Raw genomic sequence first — 21,970 nt, forward strand, 5'->3', positions numbered from 1 at the left:
CCCCGAGCCTCTGCAGCACGCGGGATCGCGTCGAACGGCCGACGCGCACGGGTGTCACACCACCTCCCCACATCGGCGCCACACCACCTCCCCACTCCCACACCACCACTCCACACGGGGAAGGCCAGGCATGAGTCTCGTCAGATGTGACGGGATCGTGCAGATCTATAAGGCGCGCGATGTCGAGGTGGTCGCGTTGCGGGATGTGGATCTGGTGATCGATGAGGGGGAGACGGTCGCGTTGCTGGGGCCGTCGGGGGCGGGGAAGTCGACGCTGTTGTGGTTGCTCGCCGGGTTGGTGCGGCCGAGTGCGGGGCGGTTATGGTTCGACGGCACGGACATGGGGCGGCTCGACCAGCGGAAACTGGACCGGTTACGGGCGTCCAGGATCGGCGTGGTGCTGCAGAATCCGGCGCGTAACCTCGTAGGCTACCTCAGCGCCGCCCAGAACGTCGCCTTCGCCCAGCGGGCGGTGCGGCGGGACCGGCGCAGGGCCGCCGAGCTGCTGCGCAGGGTGGGACTCGGCGAGGCGGGCGACCGGCCGGCGGGGCGGATGTCGGGCGGCGAGCAGCAGCGCCTGGCGGTGGCGGTCGCGCTGGCGAACCGGCCCAGGCTGCTGCTCGCCGACGAGCCGACGAGCCAGCTCGACGAGGAGTCGGGGACGCGGGTGGTCGAGCTGATCAAGCGGGCGGCCGCGGCCGACGGCACGACGGCGGTGGTGGTCACGCACGACACGGCGGTGAGCGCGGCGCTGGGCCGTACGGTGACGATCAGGGACGGCCGGGTCGGCGCCGAGGGCAGGCGCGGCGAGGACTTCGTGGTGGTGGGCAGGGAGGGCGGCGTGCAGGTGCCGCCCGAGTACCATCACCTGCTGCCCCCTGGCTCGATGGCGAGGATCGAGGAGCTGCCGGACGGCATCGCGCTCAGGAGGGCGGAGCCGTGATCCTGCGCGGCCTCTGGGAACGCCGTACGCTCTCGCTCGTCGTGCTGCTCATCGCGCTCGTCCCGATCGCGTCGGCGGCCGTCGGCCCCGTCTACTCGGCCGCCGCCCGCACCGCCATCGCCAGGAACGCGCTGGAGACGGCCCCGGTGGAGGGCCGCGGCTGGCGGTACACGACGAGGTTCGGCAGCATCGAGGAGAAGCTGGCGGCGTTCACGGCGGGCGCCCGCTTCACCACCCCGCCGATCCTGGGCATGGAGACGTCCAGCGGCAGGGCGAACGACGAGAGCGTCTACACGCTGCTCTGGCAGGACGGCCAGTGCGAGCATCTGACCCTGGCGAAGGGCCGCTGCCCGGGCGCGGCCAGGGAGGTGATGGCGAGCGCGGCGTCGGGGTTCAAGGTGGGGCAGCGGCTGCGGCTCACCTCGATCGTCGAGATGGAGCCGGGCGCGGTGGCCCGGCGGGTGCCCGCGCCGCTGACCGTCGTGGGGATCTACCGTCCAGGCTCGCCGTCGGACCCGTTCTGGTTCGGCCGCACGCTGTTCTCCCCCTCGGGCGCGCCGGGCGAGGGCAAGACGGACGCGCTGTTCACGGTGCCGCAGACGCGGCTCGGCACGTACGCGATCGGCGGCGGCACCGACTCCTCCGGCCGCCCGAACGGCTGGACCGACTACGGCATCGTCTACGTGGACCCGTCCCGCGTGGAGGGCGCCGACGTCCCGAAGCTGGCCGCGATCCAGGCGAGCGCGGAGCGGGCGGGCAGGCAGAGCGAGGCGATCGTGTACTCGCGCGTCGCCGACACGCTCAGACGCCTGACCGCCGACACCGGCTCGCTCGGCGTCCCGACGCTGCTGGTGGTGGCCCAGCTCGTCGGGCTCGGCTGGATGCTGCTCTTCCAGACCGTGGGCGACCTGGTACGGGCGAGGAGCGCGGAGCTGGCGCTGGCCCGGCTGCGCGGCCACGGCCGGGCGCAGGTGTGGCGCTACGCGCTGACCGAGCCGGTCCTGCTGCTGGCCACAGCCGTGCCGCTGGGCCTGCTGCTGGGCAGGGTGGCGGCTGAGGCGATGGCGAAGGTGCTGCTGCCGCCCGGCATCCCGGTCACGTTCCCGGTGGAGGCGGCGGCGGCCGGGGTGGCTGCCATGCTGGGCGGGGTGCTGGCGGCGGCGCTGGCGGCCTGGCGTACGGCGACCCGCCCGGTCACCGAGGAGTGGCGGCGCACGCCGCGCAGGTCGGCGCGGGGCTGGGTGCTGGACGCGGTGGTGCTCGCGGTGACCGCGATCGGTCTGGTCGAGCTGCTGGCCACCGGCGTGATCACGGACGTGACGGGGCAGAGCTCGGGCGCGCTGGCGGTGCCTGGCCTGATCGCGCTCGGCACGGCGCTGCTGGCGAGCCGGGCGGTGCCGGTGCTGGCGGGGCGGCTGTTCGGGGTGACCAGGCGGCGCGGCGGTCTGGGGCCGTTCCTCGCGCTGCGGCAGGTCGCGCGCGGCCCGGTGACGGCGGGCAGCGTGATCGTGCTGGGCACGGCGTTCGGCCTGGCGACGTTCGCCGTGTCGGCGTGGAGCGCCACCTCTGGCGACTACGCGGAGACGGCGAGGTTCCACAACGGCGCGCCCACCGCCATCACGGTACGCCCGGTCGAGCCGAGCCGCCTGCTGGCCGCCGTGGACGCCGCCGACCCGTCGGGCACCCTGGCGGCGCCGGTGGTCAGGATGCCGGGGCCGCCGCAGCTCATCGCGACGGACCCGGCCAGGCTGGCCGCCGTCGGCCACTGGCGTCCCGAGCTGGCGGGCGGCAGATCGCTGGCATCCGCGGTGTCGGGGCTGACCGGGCCCGGCACGCCGCGCGTGCTGCTGAAGGGCGAGCGCTTCCGTGTCGCGGTCGCCCACGACCTGCCGCCGGAGGGCTGGACGATCCGGCTGACGGCGCTGCTGCGCGTACCCGACCGGCTGAGCCCCACGCTGATCCCGCTCGGCGAGCTGCGCGGGCGCTCCGGCGTGCACGCCTGGAACCTGCCGCCGAGCTGCCGGAACACCCCCTGCGAGCTGCGCGCCTTCCAGGGAGAGCCGGTGCCGCCCGCCCAGTACACCGAGTCGGCGTTCGTGCGGGTGCGGGTCACCGCCATGTCCGTACGCGACGACGGCCGCTGGACCGCGCTCGACCTGCCGCCCTGGCGGGTGGACGAGAACCCGCGCGAGCGCGGCGGCACGTTCGGCATCACCCCGGTCGGCAACCAGACGCTGCGCCCCGACACCTACCGGGCCGAGCCCGCCGCCCTCGCGGTCGCGGACCTGGGCCGGCGGGCGCTGCCGGGGCTGGACAACGCCTACGCCTCCCCCGCGCACGCCGTCGCCACCTCCGCCGCCGCGCCGGGGCTGACCGAGGCGGGCGCCGTGGTGGACCTGGAGCAGGCCGACAGGATGGCGTACGGGGTGCACGAGCAGGCCCAGTTCCAGGTGTGGACGCGGACGTCCGACGTGGCCGCGCTGGAGCGGGCGCTGGCCGAGCAGGGGCTGTCGGTGGTGAGCCGGCGGCACGCGAGCGAGCTGGCCGCCTCGTTCGCGGCGCGCGGTCCTGGGCTCGCGCTGTTGCTGCTGCTGGTGTCGGCGCTGGCCGCGGCGGCGCTCGCGCTGGGGCGTACGGTCCTGGCGCTGCGCACGGCGGCCAGGCGGCGCGGCTACGAGCTGGCCGCGCTGGAGGCGTCCGGCGCCAAGGTGGGAGCACTGCGGGTGTCGCTGCTGCTCGAACAGCTCATCACGGTCATGGCGGGAACGCTGTCGGGGGTGCTGGCCGGGCTCGTCGCGGCGCAGGCGGCGCTGCGGCGCATCCCGCAGTTCACCGAGCCGCCGGTCACGCCGCCGCTGCCGCACGAGATCGCGGCGGCGCCCGTCGCGCTCGTCGTGGGCGCCGCCCTGCTCGTGACGCTGCTGGCCGCGGCGACGGTGTCGGAGCTGCTGCTGCGCGGCATCCGCGTCGAACGCCTCCGCGACGCCCCCGCCTGACCGCACGTCTGGATGGGCGGCCGGATGGGCGGCCGGCGCGCTCGATCGGGCCGGTGGTGTCAGCCGCCGTCCAGGACGTTCAGGTAGGCCTTGGCCAGGGTGAGTGCGCCCTCGAACGCCTCCTTCTCCGGCATCAGCTCGACATTGGGCGCGTTCTTCTCCGCGTTCTCGGGCCTCTGATGTCCGGTGTAGTCGACCTCGATCACCACGGCGCCCTTGCGGATGACGTACGATCCGCTGCCGGCCGACACATCGCCGACCCGCGACTGCACGTACTGCCGGTGGGCCTGGTCGCCCAGCCCCTTCACGTCGGTCAGCTTGCCCCAGGTGATGCCGCCGAGCGAGGACTCGGCGCTGCCCGCGGACCGGCCCCTGTCCGTCGCGTAGAACTCCTTGGCGGCCGGCTCGTCCACGGCTCCCGCCCGGTTGGTGAACCGGTGCACGGTGATGAGCGCGCTGCGGACCTTCTTCCTGCCCTCGCCGTCCGGCAGGTCCAGGTTGAGCCAGCGGCACTCGGTACGGGCGTCGTCGCCGATCTTGTTGCCGCGCGCCCGGGTGGTGGCGTCGGGAACCAGCTTGACTGCGGTGCCGCCGACGGCCCCGCAGTCGGCGGGGAACGAGGCCAGCACGGTCGGCGACGGCGTCGGCGTGGAGCTCGGCGAGCGGGAGGGCGGCGCGGTGGGCGTGGCCGACGGCTCGGCCTGGGCCAGCACGTCGGGGTGCTTGCGCTGCCACTCGGCGACGCCCTTGGCGAAGTGCACGACCAGGCCGCTCACCTCGCGGATCGCGTTCTCCTCCGTGACGGCCTGGGCGGACTCGTTCGTCAGGATCTGGGCGTCTTTACGCTGCTGACCCGCCTGGTATTTGACCTCGATCGTCATGTCGCCGACCCGCGCGTACGCGGTGCCGTACGCGTACCAGAGCATCTTGCCCGAGCGGCGCCACGTGTACTGGGCGAAGGCGCTGTCGCCGACGTTCGGGATGTCCTTGACCGGGGAGATGTACTCCTTCTCGTCCTCGTCGAGGGTCGGTTTCGCGGTCTCGCGGTACTTGCCGCTGCGGTAGTCGGCCTCGTACGAGTTCTGCGCCATCGCGCGGCCCGTCTTGACGCCGTCGGGCTTGTGCTGGTCGACCTTGACGTCGATCTCCCTGTTGCGCCAGAACTCACCGAACGAGATGCGGCGGTTCGTCCAGTTGCAGGAGAAGTTGACCGTGTAGTCACTGTCGCGGGACCGCTTGTCCACGGTCGCGTCGGGCACCAGCCGGTCGGCCTCGTCCTTGGGCAGCATCGAGCACACGTCCACGCCCACGGCCGCCGCGGACGGGCTGCCGGAGGCGGACGACGTCCCTGCCACCGGGGGCGTGCCACCGCCGCCTTCGTCGTCCTTGTTGCCGTACAGGAGGAACAGGCCCACCCCGGTCGCGGCCACCAGCACCACGAGCGCGGCGGCGAGCGTGGGCATCAGCCACGACGGCCGCTGGGGGCCCTGCGGCGAGGGCATCGGGGGAAGGGTGGGAGGCAACGTCGGCGGCAACGCCTGATCCGGCACATGCGGCGGCATCGACGACGGCATCGACGACGGCATCGACGAGGGCATGGCGGGCGGCAGGGTAGGCGGCAGATACGGCGTCCCATCCTGCGCCCCACCCTGAGGCCACCCTCGCGGCCCGCTCTCAGGACCGCTCGGCGGCCCACCCTGAGGACCGCTCGGCGGCCCGCCTTGAGGACCGCTCGGCGGCCCGCCTTGGGGACCGTGCGGGGGCCAGCTCGGAGAGCCGCCCTGAGGTTCGTTCGGGGGCCAGCCTGGAGACACGCCCTGAGGATCGTTCTGAGGCCCGCCTTGGGGGCCGTGCGGCGGCCGGCTCGGAAAGCCGCCTTGAGGGCCGTGCGGGGGTCCGCCCTGGAAATCACTGGGCGGCCCGGTTTGAGGGCCGCTCGGGAAACCACCGTAAGGCCCGTTCTGCGGCCAGCCCTGCGGCCAGCCCTGCGGTCCGCTCGGAGGCCCGCTCGGAGGCCCGCTCGGAGGCCCGCTCGGAGGCCCGCTCGGAGGCCCGCCTTGGGGACCTTGTGGGGGCCAGCTCGGAGAGCCGCCTTGAGGGCCGTTCGGGGGGCCGGCCTGCGCGCCGGGCGGGGGGCCGGGGTAGGGAGCGTTCGGGGGCCGGCTTGGGTTCGCGCCCGGAGGGCCGGCCTGCGGGTCCTGGGGTGGGGGGCCGTCCGGGGGCTGGTGCGGGGGCTGGGATTGCCTGCCGGGGTCCTGATAGGGGTTCGGCGGCCCGTACTCACTACCGGGATTCACTGCGACTCCTGAGGTTGCCCTGGCTTGCGGGGAAACATGCTAGTCACACCCTTTGCGGGGTGCTTGCGGCGCGGTAGGCCTCTCACTCCGGCAGCGCCGCGACGACCAGGCGGGCGGCGGCGATCGCGGTCTTCTGATCGTTGGGCTTGCCGGTCGGGACGTCCTCACGATGCCAGATGACTTCGCCCAGCAGGTTACTGGTACGGAAAAGCAACCGGCTGTCCGCGATGCCCGATTTATTGGAGTCGATATAGATCCGAAAGCCGTTCTGGACGATGGCCCGCTCCCCCACTCCGGTGACCTCGTTGACTCCTCCCCACGACTGGCGCTGGCTGGTGCCCTTGGCGGCGGCCCGCGTACGTTCCTCGCTGGCCATGCGGCGCTCGGCCACCTGGGGCCCGCTGAGGTCCTCGGTGGGCCGCTCGGCCCAGACCCGCACGATGAGCCTGCCGCGGGTGGAGTCGTTCAGCCACTCGCACTCGCCTGGCTTGGGGGACGAACGCCGGGGCGTGCCCTTCACGAGCTCGGCGGCCTGGTCGTCGGTGAGCAATCGGCACGGCTCGGGCGCGGTGGCGTAGCGGCCGGGCGGGGCGGTGGACGTGCCGAGCGCGTTGACGGCGACCCAGCCGCCGGCGCCCAGCACCACGACGGCGGCGAGCACGACGGGCAGCAGCCACCGGCGGCGCGCCTTGGCGAACACGGGCCCCGTGCCCGTGCCCGTGCCGGTGCCGGGGAGATTGCCGGTGCCGGTGAGGGTGCCCGTGGAGACGCCGATCACCTCGTGCAGCGCATGGCGCACCTGGGCCGCCGTGGGGCGTACCGCCGGGTCCTTGGCGAGCATGGCCATCAGCAGGTCGCCCAGGTGGCGGCCACCACGTGCGGGGTAGGGCGGCTCGTGCAGCAGCACCGCCGCGGCGATCGCGGCGGGCAGCCCGCGTTCGAACGGCGCGCGCCCCTCGACCGCGGTGTACAGGCTGGCGCCCAGCGACCACAGGTCGGACGCGGGCCCGGAGGGCTGCTGGTTGAGCCGCTCGGGAGCCATGTAGCCGGGCGAGCCCGCGCTGCCGAACCGGTCGCCCGCCCCGCTGATGGGCGCCGCGATGCCGAAGTCGGTGAGCATCGCCGAGCCGTCGCCGTCGAGCAGGATGTTGGCCGGCTTGACGTCCTGGTGGAGCATGCCGTGGGCGTGCGCGACCTCCAGCGCCGACAGCACGCGCAGGCCGATCGCGGCGACGTGCTCGGGCGGCAGCGGCCCGCTCTGCTTGATCACCTTGTCGAGCGAGCGGCCGGTGACCAGGTCCATGATGATCCACGGCTGGGCGCCCTCGATGACGACGTCGTGGACCAGCACGATGGCCGGGTCGCGCAGCCGTCCGGCCGACCGCGCCTCGTGGATGGCGCGGTCGATGAACTCGGCGTGCTCGCGCCGGCTCAGCCGCTCAGGCACGCGTACCTGCTTGACGGCGACCTGCCGGTCGAGCACCTCGTCGATGGCCCGCCACACCGTGCCCGCGCCGCCCTGCCCGAGCCGCTCGATCAGCCGGTAGCGGCTCGCCAGGAGGTAGAGGTCACCCGCCATCGCGCAACGTCCGCTCGGTCGCCTGCGCGGCTCTCAGCGCCGACTGCATGACCTGGTCGTCGGTCGGCCGGTCGCTGAGCGTGGTGTACGAGACGCTCACGACGAGGTTGGCCAGCCGGTAGAAGACGTAGGCGGAGTGCATGCGGCCGTCGGGGCCCCGCAGCTCGAAGCCGAACGCCTCCTCGCCGACCCCCTGGACGTCGTGCACCGGGGTGCGGGTGGCCCGCTGGTTGCCCGCCACGCCGATCTCCGGCCAGGTCCAGCTGATCGTGTCGTTCCTGCCCCAGGTGCGCTTCTGGCTCTGGAACAGCTTGCGCGCCGACACCTCGGTCATCGACCACGGATCGACGGTGTCGGAGTCCTTCTGCACCTGCAGGCTCACGCCGGTCTTCGCCGCCGAGAGCGGGTAGCCGCACTCCGGGCCCGCGTCGTCGGAGTCGGGCTGCGCCTTGGGCGGGTCGGCGGTCTTCAGGATGCCGCCGAGGTCCTGCGCGCCGATCAGCGTGCAGACGTCCATGGGGGTGGTGAACGCCGAGGCGGCGACGCCGTCGCGGTCGCGCAGCAGCAGGAACCCGGTCGTGGCCGCGGCGGCCAGCGCCACCACGACGACCGCGGCGACCAGCACGCCGAGCTTGCCGCGCCCCCCGGACCCGCTCGGCGCGGTCGCCACCTCGCCGGCCGGCAGCTTGGGTGCGGGCAGGCCCGCGGCGACCTGCCTGAGCGCGTCCACGACCAGCCGCGGATCGGGGCGGGCGCCGGGATGCTGGGCCATCATCGCGGCCACCACGGGCCCGAGCGGACCCGGCGCGACCGGGACCGGCTGGGTGAGCGTGGCGCGTACGCGGTCGGCCATCGACCCCGGGTAGGCCGGCGCGCCGGTCAGCGCGACGTAGAGGGTGGCGCCGAGCGACCACAGGTCACTGGCGGGGCCGCCGGGGTGGCCTTCGAGCCGCTCCGGCGCGATGAACCCGGGCGAGCCGATCATCAGGCCCTGCTCGGTGAGCGTGGCCTGGCCCTCCTGCCTGGCGATGCCGAAGTCGGTCAGCACCACCCGGCCGCTCCCGGTCAGGAACACGTTGCCGGGCTTGACGTCGCGGTGCTGCAGGCCCTGGGCGTGAGCGACCATCAGCGCCTCGAGCACGTCGGCGCCCACCCTGGCCGCGTAGTCGGGGGGCATGGGGCCGAAGTCGCGTACGGTGTCGCCCAGCGTACGGCCCCGCAGCAGCTCCATGACCAGCCACGGCCTGTCCTGCTCGACCACCACGTCGTGCAGGGCCACGATGCCGGGGTGGCGCAGCCGCGCGGTGGCCTGCGCCTCGCGCACCGCCCGCGTCACCGCCTCGGAGCGCTCTTTGTCCGGCATGCCCTCGGGCAGCGTGAGCTCCTTGACCGCGACATCGCGCTCAAGCATCTCGTCCCTGGCCAGCCACACCTTCCCCATGCCACCGGCGCCCAGCGGGCGCAGCAGGGAGTAGCGGCCGGCAAGTCTTCCCGCGGACATAAAGGGAAGGGTAACTAAGGATCAAGGGGGTGCTTACTCGTTCCTGTCGGTCCGTCCTTCTATGGTCTTGGTTCGTGGACCCGGTTCAAGGCACCCTCGACGAGCTCGGCACGCCGCTGAGCGACGTCACGTTCGTCGTGTTCGACCTCGAGACGACCGGCGGCGCACCGGCCGAGGACGCGATCACCGAGATCGGCGCGGTCAAGGTGCGGGCCGGTGAGGTGCTCGGCGAGTTCTCCACCCTGGTCGATCCCGGGGGGCCGATCCCGCCGTTCATCTCCGTGCTGACGGGCATCACCGACGCCATGGTCATGGCCGCGCCCAAGATCGAGTCGGTGCTGCCGAGCTTCCTCGAGTTCATCCGCGGCGCCACGCTGGTGGCCCACAACGCCGGGTTCGACACCCGCTTCATCAAGGCGGCCTGCGCCGCGCTCGGCTATCCGCCGCCCGCCAACCCGGTGGTCGACACCGTCGACCTGGCCAGGCGGGTGCTGACCCGCGACGAGACGCCCAACGCCAAGCTGGCCACGCTGGCCCGGTTCTTCCGCAGCCCCGTCGAGCCCTGCCACCGCGCGCTGCAGGACGCCAGGGCCACCGTCGACGTGCTCCACGGGCTGATCGAGCGGGCCGGGTCCTTCCAGGTCCACACGCTGGAAGAGCTCAAGTCGTTCGTCCGCGCCCCCACGCCCGAGCAGCAGCGCAAGCGCCATCTCGCCGACTCCGTGCCCCACGCGCCCGGCGTCTACATGTTCGAGGACGAGCGCGGCGAGGTCCTCTACATCGGCAAGAGCACCAACCTGCGCAACCGCGTACGCTCCTACTTCACCGCCGGCGAGACCCGGCCGCGCATCCGGGAGATGATCGGCATCGCCGAGCGGGTGCGCCACATCGTCTGCGCCACCGCACTGGAGGCGGAGGTCAGGGAGCTGCGCCTGATCGGCGGCGCCAAGCCGCGCTACAACCGCCGCTCCCGCTTCCCCGAGAAGATGGTGTGGCTGAAGCTGACGCGCGAGGTGTTCCCCCGCCTGTCGATCGTGCGCGACGTCAAAGACGACGGCGCCACCTACCTCGGCCCCTTCACCAGCGCCCGGCTGGCCGACGACGCCCGCATCGCGCTGCACGAGGCCGTGCCGCTGCGTCAGTGCACGCAGCCGGTGACGCTGCGCACCCGGCGCTCGGCGTGCGTGCTGCATGAGATGGGCCGCTGCGGGGCGCCGTGCGAGGGGCGCGAGAGCCCGGAGGAATACGCCGTCCACGTCGAGACCGCGCGCCGCGCCATGACGCTCGACGCCGGCACCGTCTTCAGCGCCGTGGCCGCCCGCATGGAGCGGCTGTCGGTCGAGCAGCGCTACGAGGAGGCCTCGGTCGACCGCGACCGGCTGGCCTCCTTCGTCCGTACGGCGGCCCGCATGCAGCGGCTCAGCGCCATCACCCGCATCCCCGAGCTGGTGGCCGCCAGTCCCGCCTTCGGGGGCGGCTGGGACATCCACGTCGTCCGCTACGGCCGCCTGGCCGCCGCCGGGGTCATGCCCAAGGGCGCCCACCCGACCCCCTTCGTGACCTCGCTCAAGACCGCCGCCGAGGCGGTGCTGCCCGGTCCCGGGCCGGTCCCCGCGGCCAGCGCCGAGGAGACCGAGTGCATCCTGCGCTGGCTGGAGTCGCCTGGGGTGCGGCTGGTGGAGGTCGACGGCGAGTGGAGCCTGCCGGCGCGCGGGGCGGCCCGGCACAAGGCGCGCATCGAGCTCGCGTACCGGCATCTCGATCAGCGTCGTCCTCGGGAGGGGCGACCTTTGAGGTGAAACGCTAGAGTTGATGCATGGTCACGGCTATCGTCCACATCAATGCAGAGGTAGACCGGATCCCGGAGGTCGCCCAGACGATCGCCGAGATTCAAGGAGTGAGCGAGGTCTACTCCATCACCGGCGAATACGACCTGCTGGCCATGGTCAGGGTCGCCGCCTACGAGGAGATCGCCGAGGTCGTTCCGGGGCGGATCAACAAGGTGCCGGGCGTGCTCCACACGGAGACCCACATCGCCTTCCGCGCCTACTCCCGCCACGACCTCGACGCCGCCTTCTCCATCGGCTTCCCCGAAGCCGACTGACTCACCCCGGCCCCGCTTCCCGCGCCGACGTGCCGTCGGTGTGGCGCCCGCCAAGGCGCGTCTTCTTCCTCACCCCGAATAGCCCAGGCCCTCAATGCCGTGTGGGCCTGGGAACGCCGACGGGCCCGGTCGAGCGGGTGCTCGGCCGGGCCCGGCGGTTGTGTGGCGTCAGGGATCAGCGGGTGATGCTGTGCTGCTCGTCGCTCGCACTAGAGCCGACGGCGGCGTGTTCTTCCTCGTGCTCGTCGTGCTCGCCGTGGCCGTGGTGCCCGTGCGGGTCCTCCAGCGGGATCTTCTCCCCGCCGTAGGCACGCGACATCCGGCCGCGGAGCTTGCCGAGCGGCCCGCGCATCCCCTTCGGCGGGATGCCCGAGGTGTCCTCGTCCACCGGAAGCATCGGCACGGTCTCCTTGCCGCGCATGTGCGCTTCCATGTCCTCGGACGGCGGCGTGTGGATCTCGATGAACTCACCGTGCGGCAGCCGCTTGATCACGCCGGACTCCACACCGTGCGAGATGATCGCCTGGTCGGAGCGCTGCAGGCCGAGGCACATGCGGTACGTGATCAGGTAGGCGAGCGCCGGGGCGACGAAGATCAGCACTCGACCGGCGTAGGTCGTCCAGTTGAGACTGATGTGGAAGTTCGCCGCGATCTCGTCGTTGGCGCCGAGCAGCCACAGCACCCCGTAGAAGGTGATCGCCGAGATGCCGATCGAGGTGCGGTGGGGGTTGTTGCGCGGACGGTCGACGACGTGGTGCTCACGGTTGTCGCCGGTGACCCAGCGTTCGAGGAACGGGTAGAGCGCCAGGCCGGTCATGATGATGCCCATCGGCACCAGCGCCGGGATGATGACGCTCAGCGGCAGCGTGCCGGCGTGAGAGGTGCCGAAGAGGTTGATCTCCCACGGCGGCATGATGCGCAGCGCGCCTTCGAGGAAGCCCATGTAGAAGTCGGGCTGCGAACCCGCCGAGACGTCGGCCGGCGTGTAGGGACCGAACAGCCAGATCGGGTTGATCTGGGTGAAGGTCGCCAGACCGGTGATGACGCCCAGCGTGAACAGGAAGTACGCGCCCGCCTTCGCCATGAAGGCCGGGTAGAACGGCGCGCCGACGACGTTCTCGTTCGTCCGGCCCTTGCCCGGCATCTGGGTGTGCTTCTGCACCCACATGAGAACCATGTGGGCGGAGACCAGCGCCAGGATGATGCCCGGGATGAGCAGGATGTGCAGCGAGTAGAACCGGGAGATGACATCCTCACCCGGATATTCACCGCCGAACAGGAAGAACGTGATGTACGTGCCGACCAGCGGCAGCGAGATCGCCACGCCCTCGGTGATCCGCAGACCGGCGCCGGAGAGCAGGTCGTCGGGGAGGGAGTAGCCGGTCAGACCCTCGGCCAGCGCCAGCGTCAGCAGCAGCACGCCGATGATCCAGTTGATCTCGCGCGGCTTGCGGTAGGCGCCGGTGAAGAACACCCGCAGCGCGTGGACCATCATGCCGGCCACGAAGAGCAGCGCCGCCCAGTGGTGCATCTGCCGCATGAGCAGACCGCCACGGACGTCGAAGCTGATCTCCAGCGACGACGCGTAGGCCTCGGACATCATGACGCCCTTGAGCGGCGCGTACGAGCCGTCGTAGGCGATCTCCATCATGCTGGGCTTGAACCAGAGCGTCAGGAACGTCCCGGTCAGCAGCAGCACGACGAAGGAGTAGAGCGCGATCTCACCCAGGAGGAACGACCAGTGGTCCGGGAAGATCTTGCGCATGTTGCGCTTGAGGAAGCTGGCACCGCCAAGGCGCTCGTCGAGCCAGTTCGACGGGCCGGCGATGGCCTTGGGCGCGGCCTTCAGCTCGGTGCTCATGCCTGGCCTCCCTTCGACCTGGCCTCGGCCTCCGCGTCACCGCGTTCCCAGTAGCTGGGCCCGGGGGGTACCGGGAAATCGCCCTTGGCGATGAGGTAGCCCTCGGCGTCGACGGTGATGGGCAGCTGCGGCAGCGGCCGGGCGGCCGGGCCGAAGATGACCTTCGCGCCGTCGGCGGCGTCGAACGTCGACTGGTGGCACGGGCAGAGGATGTGGTGGGTGTTCTGCTCGTACAGGGCCGCGGGGCAGCCCACGTGGGTGCAGATCTTGGAGTACGCGACGATGCCGTCGTGCGTCCAGTTTCTGTTGGTGCCGCCCTTGATCTCCTCAGGACGGAACTTGATCAGGATCAGCGTGGCCTTGGCCAGGGCGTTGAGGTCGTGCTCGTAACCCTCGGGCACGACCGACAGGATGCCGCCGGGCGAGTTGAAGTCGGCAGCCCTGATGGGCTGGCCGGTGCCCTCGACGACGAGCCTGAGCGGCTTGCCCTCCTTGGTGGTCTCGCCCCAGACGGTGTGCCGCAGCGTCTTGTTGAACTTGGCGCCCGGCATCTTGCTGTTGTCGAGGTCGCGCAGCAGGACCAGGGGGACCAGGCCCAGCGGCGCGGCGGCCAGCAGCAGGGTGCGGCGCAGCAGCTTGCGCTTGACGAAGCCGCTCTCGTTGGCGCCCTGCACGAAGGTGTCGCTCACGACCGCGCGGTCGTCCTCCTCGGAGGCCATCGTGTGGCGCTCCTGGACCAGCGAGTATTTCGGCATGATCTGGCGGACCCAGATCACGATGCCGACCGCCAGGCCGAGGATCGCGACGGTGAGCGAGGTGCCCAGCGCGAAGGTGGAGGTGCCCGTGGCCTCGGGACTGCCGACCTGGAACACCACGTAGGAGATGATGAACGCGATGGCGGCCAGGAAGGTGATCGTGAAGCAGAGCGCCACGATCTTCTCGGCCTTGCGGGCCTTGGCCTCGTCCTGCAGCGTCACGCCGGGGACGTCGCGCTCGACCTCTTCGGTCTCCGCCGTGCCGAGCATCGAGGTGCCCGGCGCGGGGGTGCCGATGACGCGCTTGGGGACGCGCTCGTCCGGCTGCTCGATCTCGTGCTCGTTGTCTGTCATGACTTCTGTCGCTTCTTCGCGGTGATCCAGATGGCGGCGAGTGCGAGGGCGCTCAGGCCCACGATCCACGCCACGAGACCTTCGGTGACCGGGCCGATGCGGCCGAGGCCGAAGCCGCCCGGGTCCTTCTGCTCGCGGACCTGGGTGATGTACGCGATCATGCTCCGCTTCTCCTCGGGCGTGATCGTCGTGTCGTTGAAGACCGGCATCGCCTGCGGGCCGGTGACCATCGCCTCGTAGATCTGCGTGGGCGTCGCCTCGTTCAAGTTGGGCGCGTACTTGCCCTGCGTCAGCGCGCCGCCCGCACCTGCCCAGTTGTGGCACTGGATGCAGTTGGCGCGGAACAGCTCGCCACCCTTGCCGGCGTCACCGAGCTTGGGGTCGACCTGCTCGTGCCCCGGCACCTGCGGGCCGCCGCCGAGCGACTGCACGTAGGCGGCGATCTGGCGGGTCGTGGTCTCGTTGACCCAGGGCGCCAGCGGCTTGCGCGGCGCCTGCGGGCCAGGAGCGCCCGCCGGCATGCGCCCGGTGCTCATCTGGAAGTCGACGGCCGCGGCGCCGACGCCGATGAGCGTGGGCGCCGTGCCGGTGCCCTGCGCGTTCATGCCGTGGCAGCTGGAGCAGTGCTGGACGAACAGGCTCTTGCCCTCGGCCACGTCATCGACCTTGCCTGCCGCCAATGCCGCGTCGGCAGGCTTACCCGCCTGGACAAAGGCGGCGTATACCATCCCGACCAGCGCCAACGCCAAAATCAGGACGGCGTATCTCGCGAGGGGATGCCGCCGCCAAGCGGTGATCCTAGTCACAGAGATCCCGTTCCTTAACGAATGATGTAGATGGTCGCGAAAAGACCGATCCAGACGACGTCTACGAAGTGCCAGTAGTAGGACACGACGATCGCGCTGGTGGCCTGCTCATGCGTGAAGCGCTTCGCGGCGTACGTGCGTCCCAGCATGAACAGGAACGCGATCAGTCCACCGGTCACGTGCAGGCCGTGGAAGCCCGTCGTCAGGTAGAACACCGAGGTGTAAGCGTTAGCGGACAGGGTCGCGCCCTCTGACGCCAGCTCAGCGTACTCGTACAGCTGCCCGGCCACGAAGATCGCGCCCATGAGGAAGCTGACGATGTACCAGAAGCGGAGCTTTCCGACCTGCCCCTTCTCTGCAGCCCACACGCCCAGCTGGCACGTCACACTCGACAGAACCAGGATGATCGTGTTGACCGTCGCGAACGGGATGTTCAGGTGAGCGGCCTCTGCTGCGTGTGCGCCAGCAGGAAGCAGCGCCGGGCCCCACTCGAGACCCTTGCCGACGCTCACCGACCGGATGGTGAAGTACATCGCGAACAGCGCCGCGAAGAACATGAGCTCAGAGGACAGCCACACGATCGTGCCCACGCTGACCAAGTTGGGTCTGCGGTACGACTGTGCTGTCGTCGTCGAAGTTATTGCGGATGCTGTCGCCACGGGCAGCATTATTGCGGCTCCGGTGGTCGGTCCGGCGCACGACCCCCCGTTAGCAGGTACGAACCACCGACCAACCTGGGATAATTGCCATAAAACGCCCACCAGGCATGGTGGCCTGGGTACGCATGCCCACGCACCGGTACGATCCCAGGTGACCATACCTCTTCGACTGATAGTGAGCGCGACCGATGTCCAGTGGGAGCACCGACGAGAAGATGAAGGTCCTCGTCTACAGCGACGACGCCGCCACCAGGGCCGAGGTGATCCAGGCCATCGGCAGGCGCCCCGCGGCCGACCTACCCCTCGTGGAGATCGTGGAGTGCGCCACCGAGCCCAAGGTGCACCAGTGGCTGGGCTCCGGTGAGATCGACGTCGCCGTCCTCGACGGCGAGACCCAGCCGGCCGGCGGCATGGGCGTCTCACGCCAGGCCAAGGACGAGGTCTACGACTGCCCGCCCATCTGCCTGATCATCGCCAGGCGCGATGACAGGTGGCTGGCCGACTGGTCGAAGGCCGACGCCGTGGTGGCCCAGCCTCTCGAGCCCCTGGTGCTCGCCGACACCGTGGCCGACCTCATGCGCCGCCGCTCCGCCACCCGTCTCAACGCTAAGTAGGTGCCCATGGACTCCCGGACGACCTGGCCCACCCTGCTCAACGCCCTCCTGTCAGGAGAGCACCTCACCTCTGACGAGTCGGCCTGGGCGATGCGGGAGATCATGTCCGGCGCCGCGACGCCGTCCCAGATCGCCGGTTTCGTGATCGCGCTGCGCGCCAAGGGCGAGACCGTGGCCGAGGTCGTGGGCCTGGCCCGCACGATGCTCGACCTCGCCACGCCGCTCCGCGTCGAGGGCCCCGTGGTCGACATCGTGGGCACCGGCGGCGACCGCGCCCACACCGTCAACGTCTCGACGATGGCCGCCATCGTGGCCGCCGCCGCGGGCGCCAGGGTGGTCAAGCACGGCAACCGCGCCGCGTCGTCCTCGTGCGGCGCCGCCGACGTCCTGGAGCACCTCGGCATCAGGCTCGACCTCACGCCCGAGCAGACGGCGCAGGTGGCGAGCGAGGCGGGCATCGCGTTCTGCTTCGCGCCCGTCTACCACCCCGCGCTGCGCTTCGCCGGGCCGACGCGCAAGGAGATCGGCGTTCCGACGATCTTCAACTTCCTCGGCCCGCTGACCAACCCGGCCCGCCCCTCGGCGCAGGCCATCGGCGTCTACGACGCCGGCATGCTGCCGGTGCTGGCCGGCGTGTTCGCCGAGCGCGGCGTGTCCGCCCTGGTCTTCCGCGGCGACGACGGCCTCGACGAGCTGACCATCGCGGCCACCTCCACCGTCTGGGTGGTCAAGGACGGCACGGCCACGCAGACCACGTTCGACCCGGCGGTGCTCGGCATCCCGCGCGCCGACGTGGGCGCGCTGCGCGGCGGCGATGTCGCCTTCAACGCCCAGGCCGTGCACGACCTCGTGCAGGGCAAGACCGGGCCGGTGCGCGACGCGGTGCTGCTCAACGCGGCGGCCGCGCTGGTGGCGCTCGACGGGCCGGGCGACGACCTCGACTCCGCCATGATCGACGGCTACGCCCGCGCGGTCCAGGCGGTCGACTCCGGCGCCGCCGCGGCCACCCTCGACCGCTGGATCGAGGTCAGCAGCGCCTTCCCGCGCTCCTGAGCAGGCCCTGAGCACGAGCGACGGCGCCATCCGCACTCGCCCGCGCCCCTGAGCAAGCCCTGAGCAGGCCCTGAACACGAGTAACGGCGCCGCCCTCACTCGGAGTGGCGGCGCGGTTCCCGTGCTCTGAGCGGCGCTCTCAGGGCAGCGTGACGGTCGGGCCCGCCTTGAGCGAGCTCCACTTGAGCCACTGCTTCCAGTCCTCCTGCCAGTGCCCCCAGCCGTTCGTGGGCTCCAGCTTGCGGGGCGAGCCGGTGATGATGATCGGGTCGCCGATCAGCGTGTTCTTGAGGAACCAGATCGCGTTGGCCGGGCTGACGTTCACGCAGCCGTGGCTGACGTTGGCGCGGCCCTGCGAGCCGACCGACCAGGGCGCGCTGTGCACGTACTCGCCGCTGTTGGAGATGCGGACGGTGTTGTAGACGGTCAGCCGGTAGTAGCCGGGCGAGCCGGGCCCGATGCCGGGCGAGGTCATGATCGTGACGGGCTCCCGCGACATGGCCAGGTGGATGCCGGAGGTCGTGTGGTACTTCCACTGGCCGCCCTGGCCGGCGCTCATGGGCATCGTCCTGACCTTCTTGCCGTCCCGCCTGACCACCAGCACGTGCTCGTTCACGCTGCCCTTGGTGATCTGCTGGCGGCCGATCTTGAAGTCGAGCCGTACGTCACGCTTGCCGTACATGCCGGGCCCGCCGCGCACCCCCGCCAGCTTGGCCTCCACCCGCACCTTGGTCCTGGCCGGCCAGTACTTCTTCGGCCGGAAGTCCACGTGCTGGTCGTCGAACCAGTGCCAGGCCCCCTCCACCGGCTTGGAGCTGCGCACGGTGAGGTTGCGCTCGACGGCGACCCGATCGGTGACGGGCTGGTCGAAGGCGATCATGACGGGCATGCCGACCCCGACGGTCAGTCCCGTGTCGTCCTTGTTCGGGGTGATGCGCTCGATGTCGAACGTCTTGGTGCCCTTGGCCGTGGAGAAGGCGCTGGTGGTCCTGGTCTCCTTGCCCGTGGCGTCCACGGAGACCGCCGTCACCGTGTACGACGCGCTCGGCTTGGCGGTGCCGAGGCTGCGCCAGCGCGTACGGTCGCCGCTCAGCACGCCCTTGAGCGGCCCCGCCTTGCCTCCGTCAACCTTGACACTCTTCAGCGTGCCGCCGTTGGCGGCGACGACCACGGGCCGGTCGGTGGGGACGTTCGCGGCCTTGTCCGCCGGAGAGACGCCCACGGGCGCGCTGTACGCCCCGCCCGCCATCGCGACGCCCTCCTTGGGAGCGCCGGCCGGCTCGCTCGCCGAGCACCCGGCCGAGCACGCTGCCAGCAGGGCCATGGCCAGCAGGCCGCATCCATACGTACTGCGCCCCACGAGTACTCCCTCGCCCACTATCGAACCGCTTCTGCCTCCTTTATTACCCTGAGTGATCGATTCGCCACATCCGTACACCAGTAAAGAACACCAAAAAACGGGCGTCCTCCCCCAAGGGAGAACGCCCGTTCCAAGGCGTACGACCTAGTGCGAGAAGTGACCCCGGTAGTACTGGAACACGAACCCGATCATGGCCATGATGACCAGGAAGACCCCGATCAGGAACATCCAGAAGCCGATCACGAACCCGGCGAAGGCGAACGCCGCCGCCAGGCACAGGAACAGCGGCCACCAGCTGCTCGGGCTGAAGAAGCCGATCTCGCCGGCGCCCTCGCTGATGTCGGCCTGCTTGTCGTCCTCCGGCTGCGCGCCGATGCGGCGCGCGGTGAACATCAGGTAGTAGCCCACCATGAAGGCGAACCCGACCGAGATGGCCATCGCGGTGGTGCCGACCGGCTCACCCTGCCCGGTGGCCGCCTTGGTCCAGAACCAGTACGCGATGTCGACGCCGGCGAAGAAGATCCCGCACAGCAGGAACAGCCAACCCTGGACCTTCATCAGGCCTCAACCTCCCCGGCGGACTTGCTGGACGCGTGCGGGTAGTGCAGGTCGAACGCGGGACGCTCGGACCGGATGCGCGGCAGCGAGGTGAAGTTGTGCCGCGGCGGCGGGCAGGAGGTCGCCCATTCGAGCGAGCCGCCGTAGCCCCAGGGGTCGTCGACGGTGACCTTGGGCGCGCTGCGCCAGGTCTTCCAGACGTTGTAGAAGAACGGCAGCGTCGAGGCGCCGAGCACGAACGCGCCCACCGACGACAGCATGTTGAGGTCGGTGAAGCCGTCGGCCGCGCTGTAGTCGGCGTAGCGGCGCGGGAAGCCGAGCATGCCGAGCCAGTGCTGGACGAGGAACGTCGTGTGGAAGCCGATGAACAGCAGCCAGAAGTGCAGCTTGCCGAGCTTGTCGTCGAGCATCTTGCCGGTGAACTTGGGCCACCAGAAGTAGAACCCGGCGAACATCGCGAACACGACGGTGCCGAAGACCACGTAGTGGAAGTGGGCGACGACGAAGTAGGTGTCGCTGATGTGGAAGTCGAGCGGCGGCGAGGCCAGGATGACGCCGGTCAGCCCGCCGAGCAGGAACGTGATGAGGAAGCCGACCGAGAACAGCATCGGCGACTCGAACGTCAGGTGCCCGCGCCACATCGTGCCGATCCAGTTGAAGAACTTCACACCGGTCGGCACCGCGATGAGGAACGTCATGAATGAGAAGAACGGCAGCAACACCTGCCCGGTCGGGAACATGTGGTGCGCCCAGACCGTGATGGACAGACCGGCGATCGAGATCGTCGCGGCCACGAGGCTGATGTAACCGAAGATCGGCTTGCGGCTGAAGACCGGCAGGACCTCGGTCACGATGCCGAAGAACGGCAGCGCGATGATGTAGACCTCGGGGTGCCCGAAGAACCAGAACAGGTGCTGCCAGAGCAGCGCACCGCCGTTCTCGGAGTCGAAGATGTGGGTGCCGAGCTTGCGGTCGGACTCCAGAGCCAGCAGCGCGGCGGCCAGCACCGGGAACGCCATCAGCACGAGCATGCTGGTGAGCAGGACGTTCCAGGTGAAGATCGGCATGCGGAACATGGTCATGCCGGGCGCGCGCATGCAGATGATCGTGGTGATGAAGTTGACCGCGCCGAGGATGGTGCCCAGACCCGACAGGGCCAGGCCCATGATCCACAGGTCACCGCCGATGCCCGGCGAGTTGATCGCGTTGGACAGCGGCGTGTACGCGAACCAGCCGAACGAGGCGGCGCCGCCCGGGGTGAAGAAGCCGGAGACGGCGATGAGGCTGCCGAACAGGTAGAGCCAGTAGCTCACCATGTTGAGGCGCGGGAACGCCACGTCGGGGGCGCCGATCTGCAGCGGCATCAGCTCGTTGGCGAAGCCGGCGAACAGCGGCGTCGCGAACATCAGCAGCATGATCGTGCCGTGCATGGTGAACAGCTGGTTGAACTGCTCGTTGCTGGTGAACTGCAGGCCGGGCTGCGCCAGCTCGGCCCGCATGACCAGGGCCATCACGCCGCCGATGAGGAAGAAGGCGAACGACGTGATCAAGTACATGTGCCCGATGATCTTGTGATCGGTCGAGGACATCCACTTGGCGATGATCTGGCCCTTGGTGGTGGGCCGGACCCGCGGCGTCGTCGTCAGGGGTTCTTGGATGGCGGTCACTGGGCACTCCCAGCCTGGTGGGTCGCGATGTACTGGTCGAACTCAGCCTTCTTCACAAGCTTGACCGAGAAGAGCATCCGGCTGTGGTCGACGCCGCAGAGCTCGGCGCAGCGGCCGGCGAAGACGCCGGTCCTGTCGAGCGTGGTGATCTCGAACTTGCGGCCGGGGTTGTCCTCGGGGATGCCGGGGATGACGTCACGCTTGAAGAGGAACTCCGGCACCCAGAACGAGTGGATGACGTCGTCGGTCGACAGGTCGAACTCGACCTTCGTCTCCGTCGGCAGGACCAGCTGGGGGCCCTGGTTGTAGTCGCTCACCGGCACGCCCGCGACGGGCTCGAGCGTCTTGCCGTTGTAGGTCGTGGTGAAGCGCCAGCTCCACTGGTACGCCTCGACCTTGACCTTGACCGGCGCGTCACCGCTCACCTTGGTGAGCGTCTCGCTGTCGCGCGCGGTGAAGAAGAAGAACACCGAGACCATGACCAGGGGGATCACGGTGTAAAGGATCTCGATGGGCAGGTTGTAGCGCACCTGCGGCGGAAGCTCGGCCTTGGCCCTGCGCTTGCGGTGGAACATCGAGGCCCACAAGATCAGGACGATGACCACTGCGCCCGTGGCGAGTGCGGCGATCCAGGCCCCGTTCCACAGGCTCTGAACGACGCCGCCCTGCTCGGTGACGTGTTCGGGAAGAAGGCCGCGAGACCAGGAGGCCTCGGGGACGTCATTAGCACACGCCGTAGCAGTGGCCAGCAGCAACGCCAAAGCGGCGGCGCGCGGCACCCTGCGCCGGGCCAACGAACGCCGCGTCGTACGGCGAGTCGGACTCACGGATCGCCTACCCCACAGATGAAGCCCAAGAGTCTT

17 protein-coding genes are annotated in these 21,970 nt (G+C 70.6%); 6 read left to right on the forward strand and 11 right to left on the reverse strand.

The window, feature by feature from the left end; all coding sequences use genetic code 11:
- Positions 1 to 130: 130 nt before the first annotated feature.
- Entirely contained in the window at positions 131 to 943 is an 813-nt protein-coding gene (locus tag ABZW11_RS31510) for an ATP-binding cassette domain-containing protein (protein ID WP_355424942.1), read from the forward strand.
- On the forward strand, positions 940 to 3,939 hold the full coding sequence (locus ABZW11_RS31515) for an FtsX-like permease family protein (protein WP_355424945.1): 3,000 nt from the start codon (positions 940 to 942) through the stop codon (positions 3,937 to 3,939). Before ABZW11_RS31510 ends, ABZW11_RS31515 begins: the two co-directional genes overlap by 4 nt.
- A 59-nt stretch (positions 3,940 to 3,998) precedes the next feature.
- On the opposite strand, the gene ABZW11_RS31520 is transcribed toward ABZW11_RS31515, so the two are convergent.
- The 3 genes from ABZW11_RS31520 to ABZW11_RS31530 form a co-directional block, all read right to left on the reverse strand.
- Positions 3,999 to 5,441 carry a hypothetical protein gene (locus ABZW11_RS31520; protein WP_355424948.1) on the reverse strand — a complete coding sequence of 481 codons (1,443 nt, stop codon included), beginning with the start codon at positions 5,439 to 5,441 and terminating at the stop codon, positions 3,999 to 4,001.
- 877 nt (positions 5,442 to 6,318) lie between these two features.
- The gene (locus ABZW11_RS31525; protein WP_355424951.1) at positions 6,319 to 7,815 is read right to left on the reverse strand and encodes a serine/threonine-protein kinase; all 1,497 of its coding nucleotides are present in this window, start codon (positions 7,813 to 7,815) and stop codon (positions 6,319 to 6,321) included.
- Positions 7,805 to 9,316: a serine/threonine-protein kinase gene (locus tag ABZW11_RS31530; protein ID WP_355424954.1), complete on the reverse strand. Its 1,512-nt coding sequence runs from the start codon at positions 9,314 to 9,316 to the stop codon at positions 7,805 to 7,807. The genes ABZW11_RS31525 and ABZW11_RS31530 overlap by 11 nt, the downstream gene beginning before the upstream one ends.
- Before the next feature lie 74 nt (positions 9,317 to 9,390).
- Between ABZW11_RS31530 and ABZW11_RS31535 the strand changes: the two genes are divergently transcribed.
- Both ABZW11_RS31535 and ABZW11_RS31540 read left to right on the forward strand, forming a co-directional pair.
- Positions 9,391 to 11,115, forward strand: coding sequence for a DEDD exonuclease domain-containing protein (locus ABZW11_RS31535; RefSeq protein WP_355424957.1), 1,725 nt, complete (start codon positions 9,391 to 9,393; stop codon positions 11,113 to 11,115).
- Between the two features lie 17 nt (positions 11,116 to 11,132).
- On the forward strand, positions 11,133 to 11,420 hold the full coding sequence (locus ABZW11_RS31540) for an Lrp/AsnC ligand binding domain-containing protein (protein WP_355424960.1): 288 nt from the start codon (positions 11,133 to 11,135) through the stop codon (positions 11,418 to 11,420).
- A 175-nt stretch (positions 11,421 to 11,595) separates the two neighbouring features.
- Here the strand turns inward: ABZW11_RS31540 and ABZW11_RS31545 are convergent, their stop codons facing one another.
- Genes ABZW11_RS31545 through ABZW11_RS31560 form a run of 4 tightly spaced genes read right to left on the reverse strand, consistent with a single transcriptional unit; the run spans position 11,596 to position 15,864 of the window.
- Positions 11,596 to 13,281, reverse strand: a complete 1,686-nt coding sequence (locus tag ABZW11_RS31545; protein ID WP_355424963.1) for a ubiquinol-cytochrome c reductase cytochrome b subunit — start codon at positions 13,279 to 13,281, stop codon at positions 11,596 to 11,598.
- On the reverse strand, positions 13,278 to 14,390 hold the full coding sequence (locus tag ABZW11_RS31550; RefSeq protein WP_355424966.1) for a Rieske 2Fe-2S domain-containing protein: 1,113 nt from the start codon (positions 14,388 to 14,390) through the stop codon (positions 13,278 to 13,280). The genes ABZW11_RS31545 and ABZW11_RS31550 overlap by 4 nt, the downstream gene beginning before the upstream one ends.
- Complete coding sequence (locus ABZW11_RS31555) at positions 14,387 to 15,196, reverse strand: c-type cytochrome (RefSeq protein ID WP_355424969.1); 810 nt, start codon at positions 15,194 to 15,196, stop codon at positions 14,387 to 14,389. The genes ABZW11_RS31550 and ABZW11_RS31555 overlap by 4 nt, the downstream gene beginning before the upstream one ends.
- 14 nt (positions 15,197 to 15,210) lie before the next feature.
- Complete coding sequence (locus ABZW11_RS31560; RefSeq protein WP_355424972.1) at positions 15,211 to 15,864, reverse strand: heme-copper oxidase subunit III; 654 nt, start codon at positions 15,862 to 15,864, stop codon at positions 15,211 to 15,213.
- 179 nt (positions 15,865 to 16,043) lie between these two features.
- Between ABZW11_RS31560 and ABZW11_RS31565 the strand changes: the two genes are divergently transcribed.
- On the forward strand, positions 16,044 to 16,469 hold the full coding sequence (locus ABZW11_RS31565) for a hypothetical protein (protein ID WP_345400966.1): 426 nt from the start codon (positions 16,044 to 16,046) through the stop codon (positions 16,467 to 16,469).
- A 6-nt stretch (positions 16,470 to 16,475) separates the two neighbouring features.
- On the forward strand, positions 16,476 to 17,522 hold the full coding sequence (gene trpD / locus ABZW11_RS31570; RefSeq protein WP_355424975.1) for an anthranilate phosphoribosyltransferase: 1,047 nt from the start codon (positions 16,476 to 16,478) through the stop codon (positions 17,520 to 17,522).
- A 139-nt stretch (positions 17,523 to 17,661) separates the two neighbouring features.
- Here the strand turns inward: trpD and ABZW11_RS31575 are convergent, their stop codons facing one another.
- The 4 genes from ABZW11_RS31575 to ABZW11_RS31590 all read right to left on the reverse strand — a co-directional run bounded on the left by ABZW11_RS31575 (position 17,662) and on the right by ABZW11_RS31590 (position 21,901).
- Positions 17,662 to 18,882: an Ig-like domain-containing protein gene (locus tag ABZW11_RS31575; protein ID WP_355424977.1), complete on the reverse strand. Its 1,221-nt coding sequence runs from the start codon at positions 18,880 to 18,882 to the stop codon at positions 17,662 to 17,664.
- 144 nt (positions 18,883 to 19,026) lie between these two features.
- The gene (locus ABZW11_RS31580) at positions 19,027 to 19,440 is read right to left on the reverse strand and encodes a cytochrome c oxidase subunit 4 (protein ID WP_355424980.1); all 414 of its coding nucleotides are present in this window, start codon (positions 19,438 to 19,440) and stop codon (positions 19,027 to 19,029) included.
- Positions 19,440 to 21,107: a cytochrome c oxidase subunit I gene (gene ctaD / locus ABZW11_RS31585; RefSeq protein ID WP_355424983.1), complete on the reverse strand. Its 1,668-nt coding sequence runs from the start codon at positions 21,105 to 21,107 to the stop codon at positions 19,440 to 19,442. Before ctaD ends, ABZW11_RS31580 begins: the two co-directional genes overlap by 1 nt.
- Positions 21,104 to 21,901 carry a cytochrome c oxidase subunit II gene (locus tag ABZW11_RS31590; protein WP_355424985.1) on the reverse strand — a complete coding sequence of 266 codons (798 nt, stop codon included), beginning with the start codon at positions 21,899 to 21,901 and terminating at the stop codon, positions 21,104 to 21,106. Before ABZW11_RS31590 ends, ctaD begins: the two co-directional genes overlap by 4 nt.
- Between the last annotated feature and the right edge of the window lie 69 nt (positions 21,902 to 21,970).

The organism is Nonomuraea sp. NPDC004580 (genome assembly GCF_040609855.1).
Taxonomy (GTDB): Bacteria; Actinomycetota; Actinomycetes; order Streptosporangiales; family Streptosporangiaceae; genus Nonomuraea; species Nonomuraea salmonea.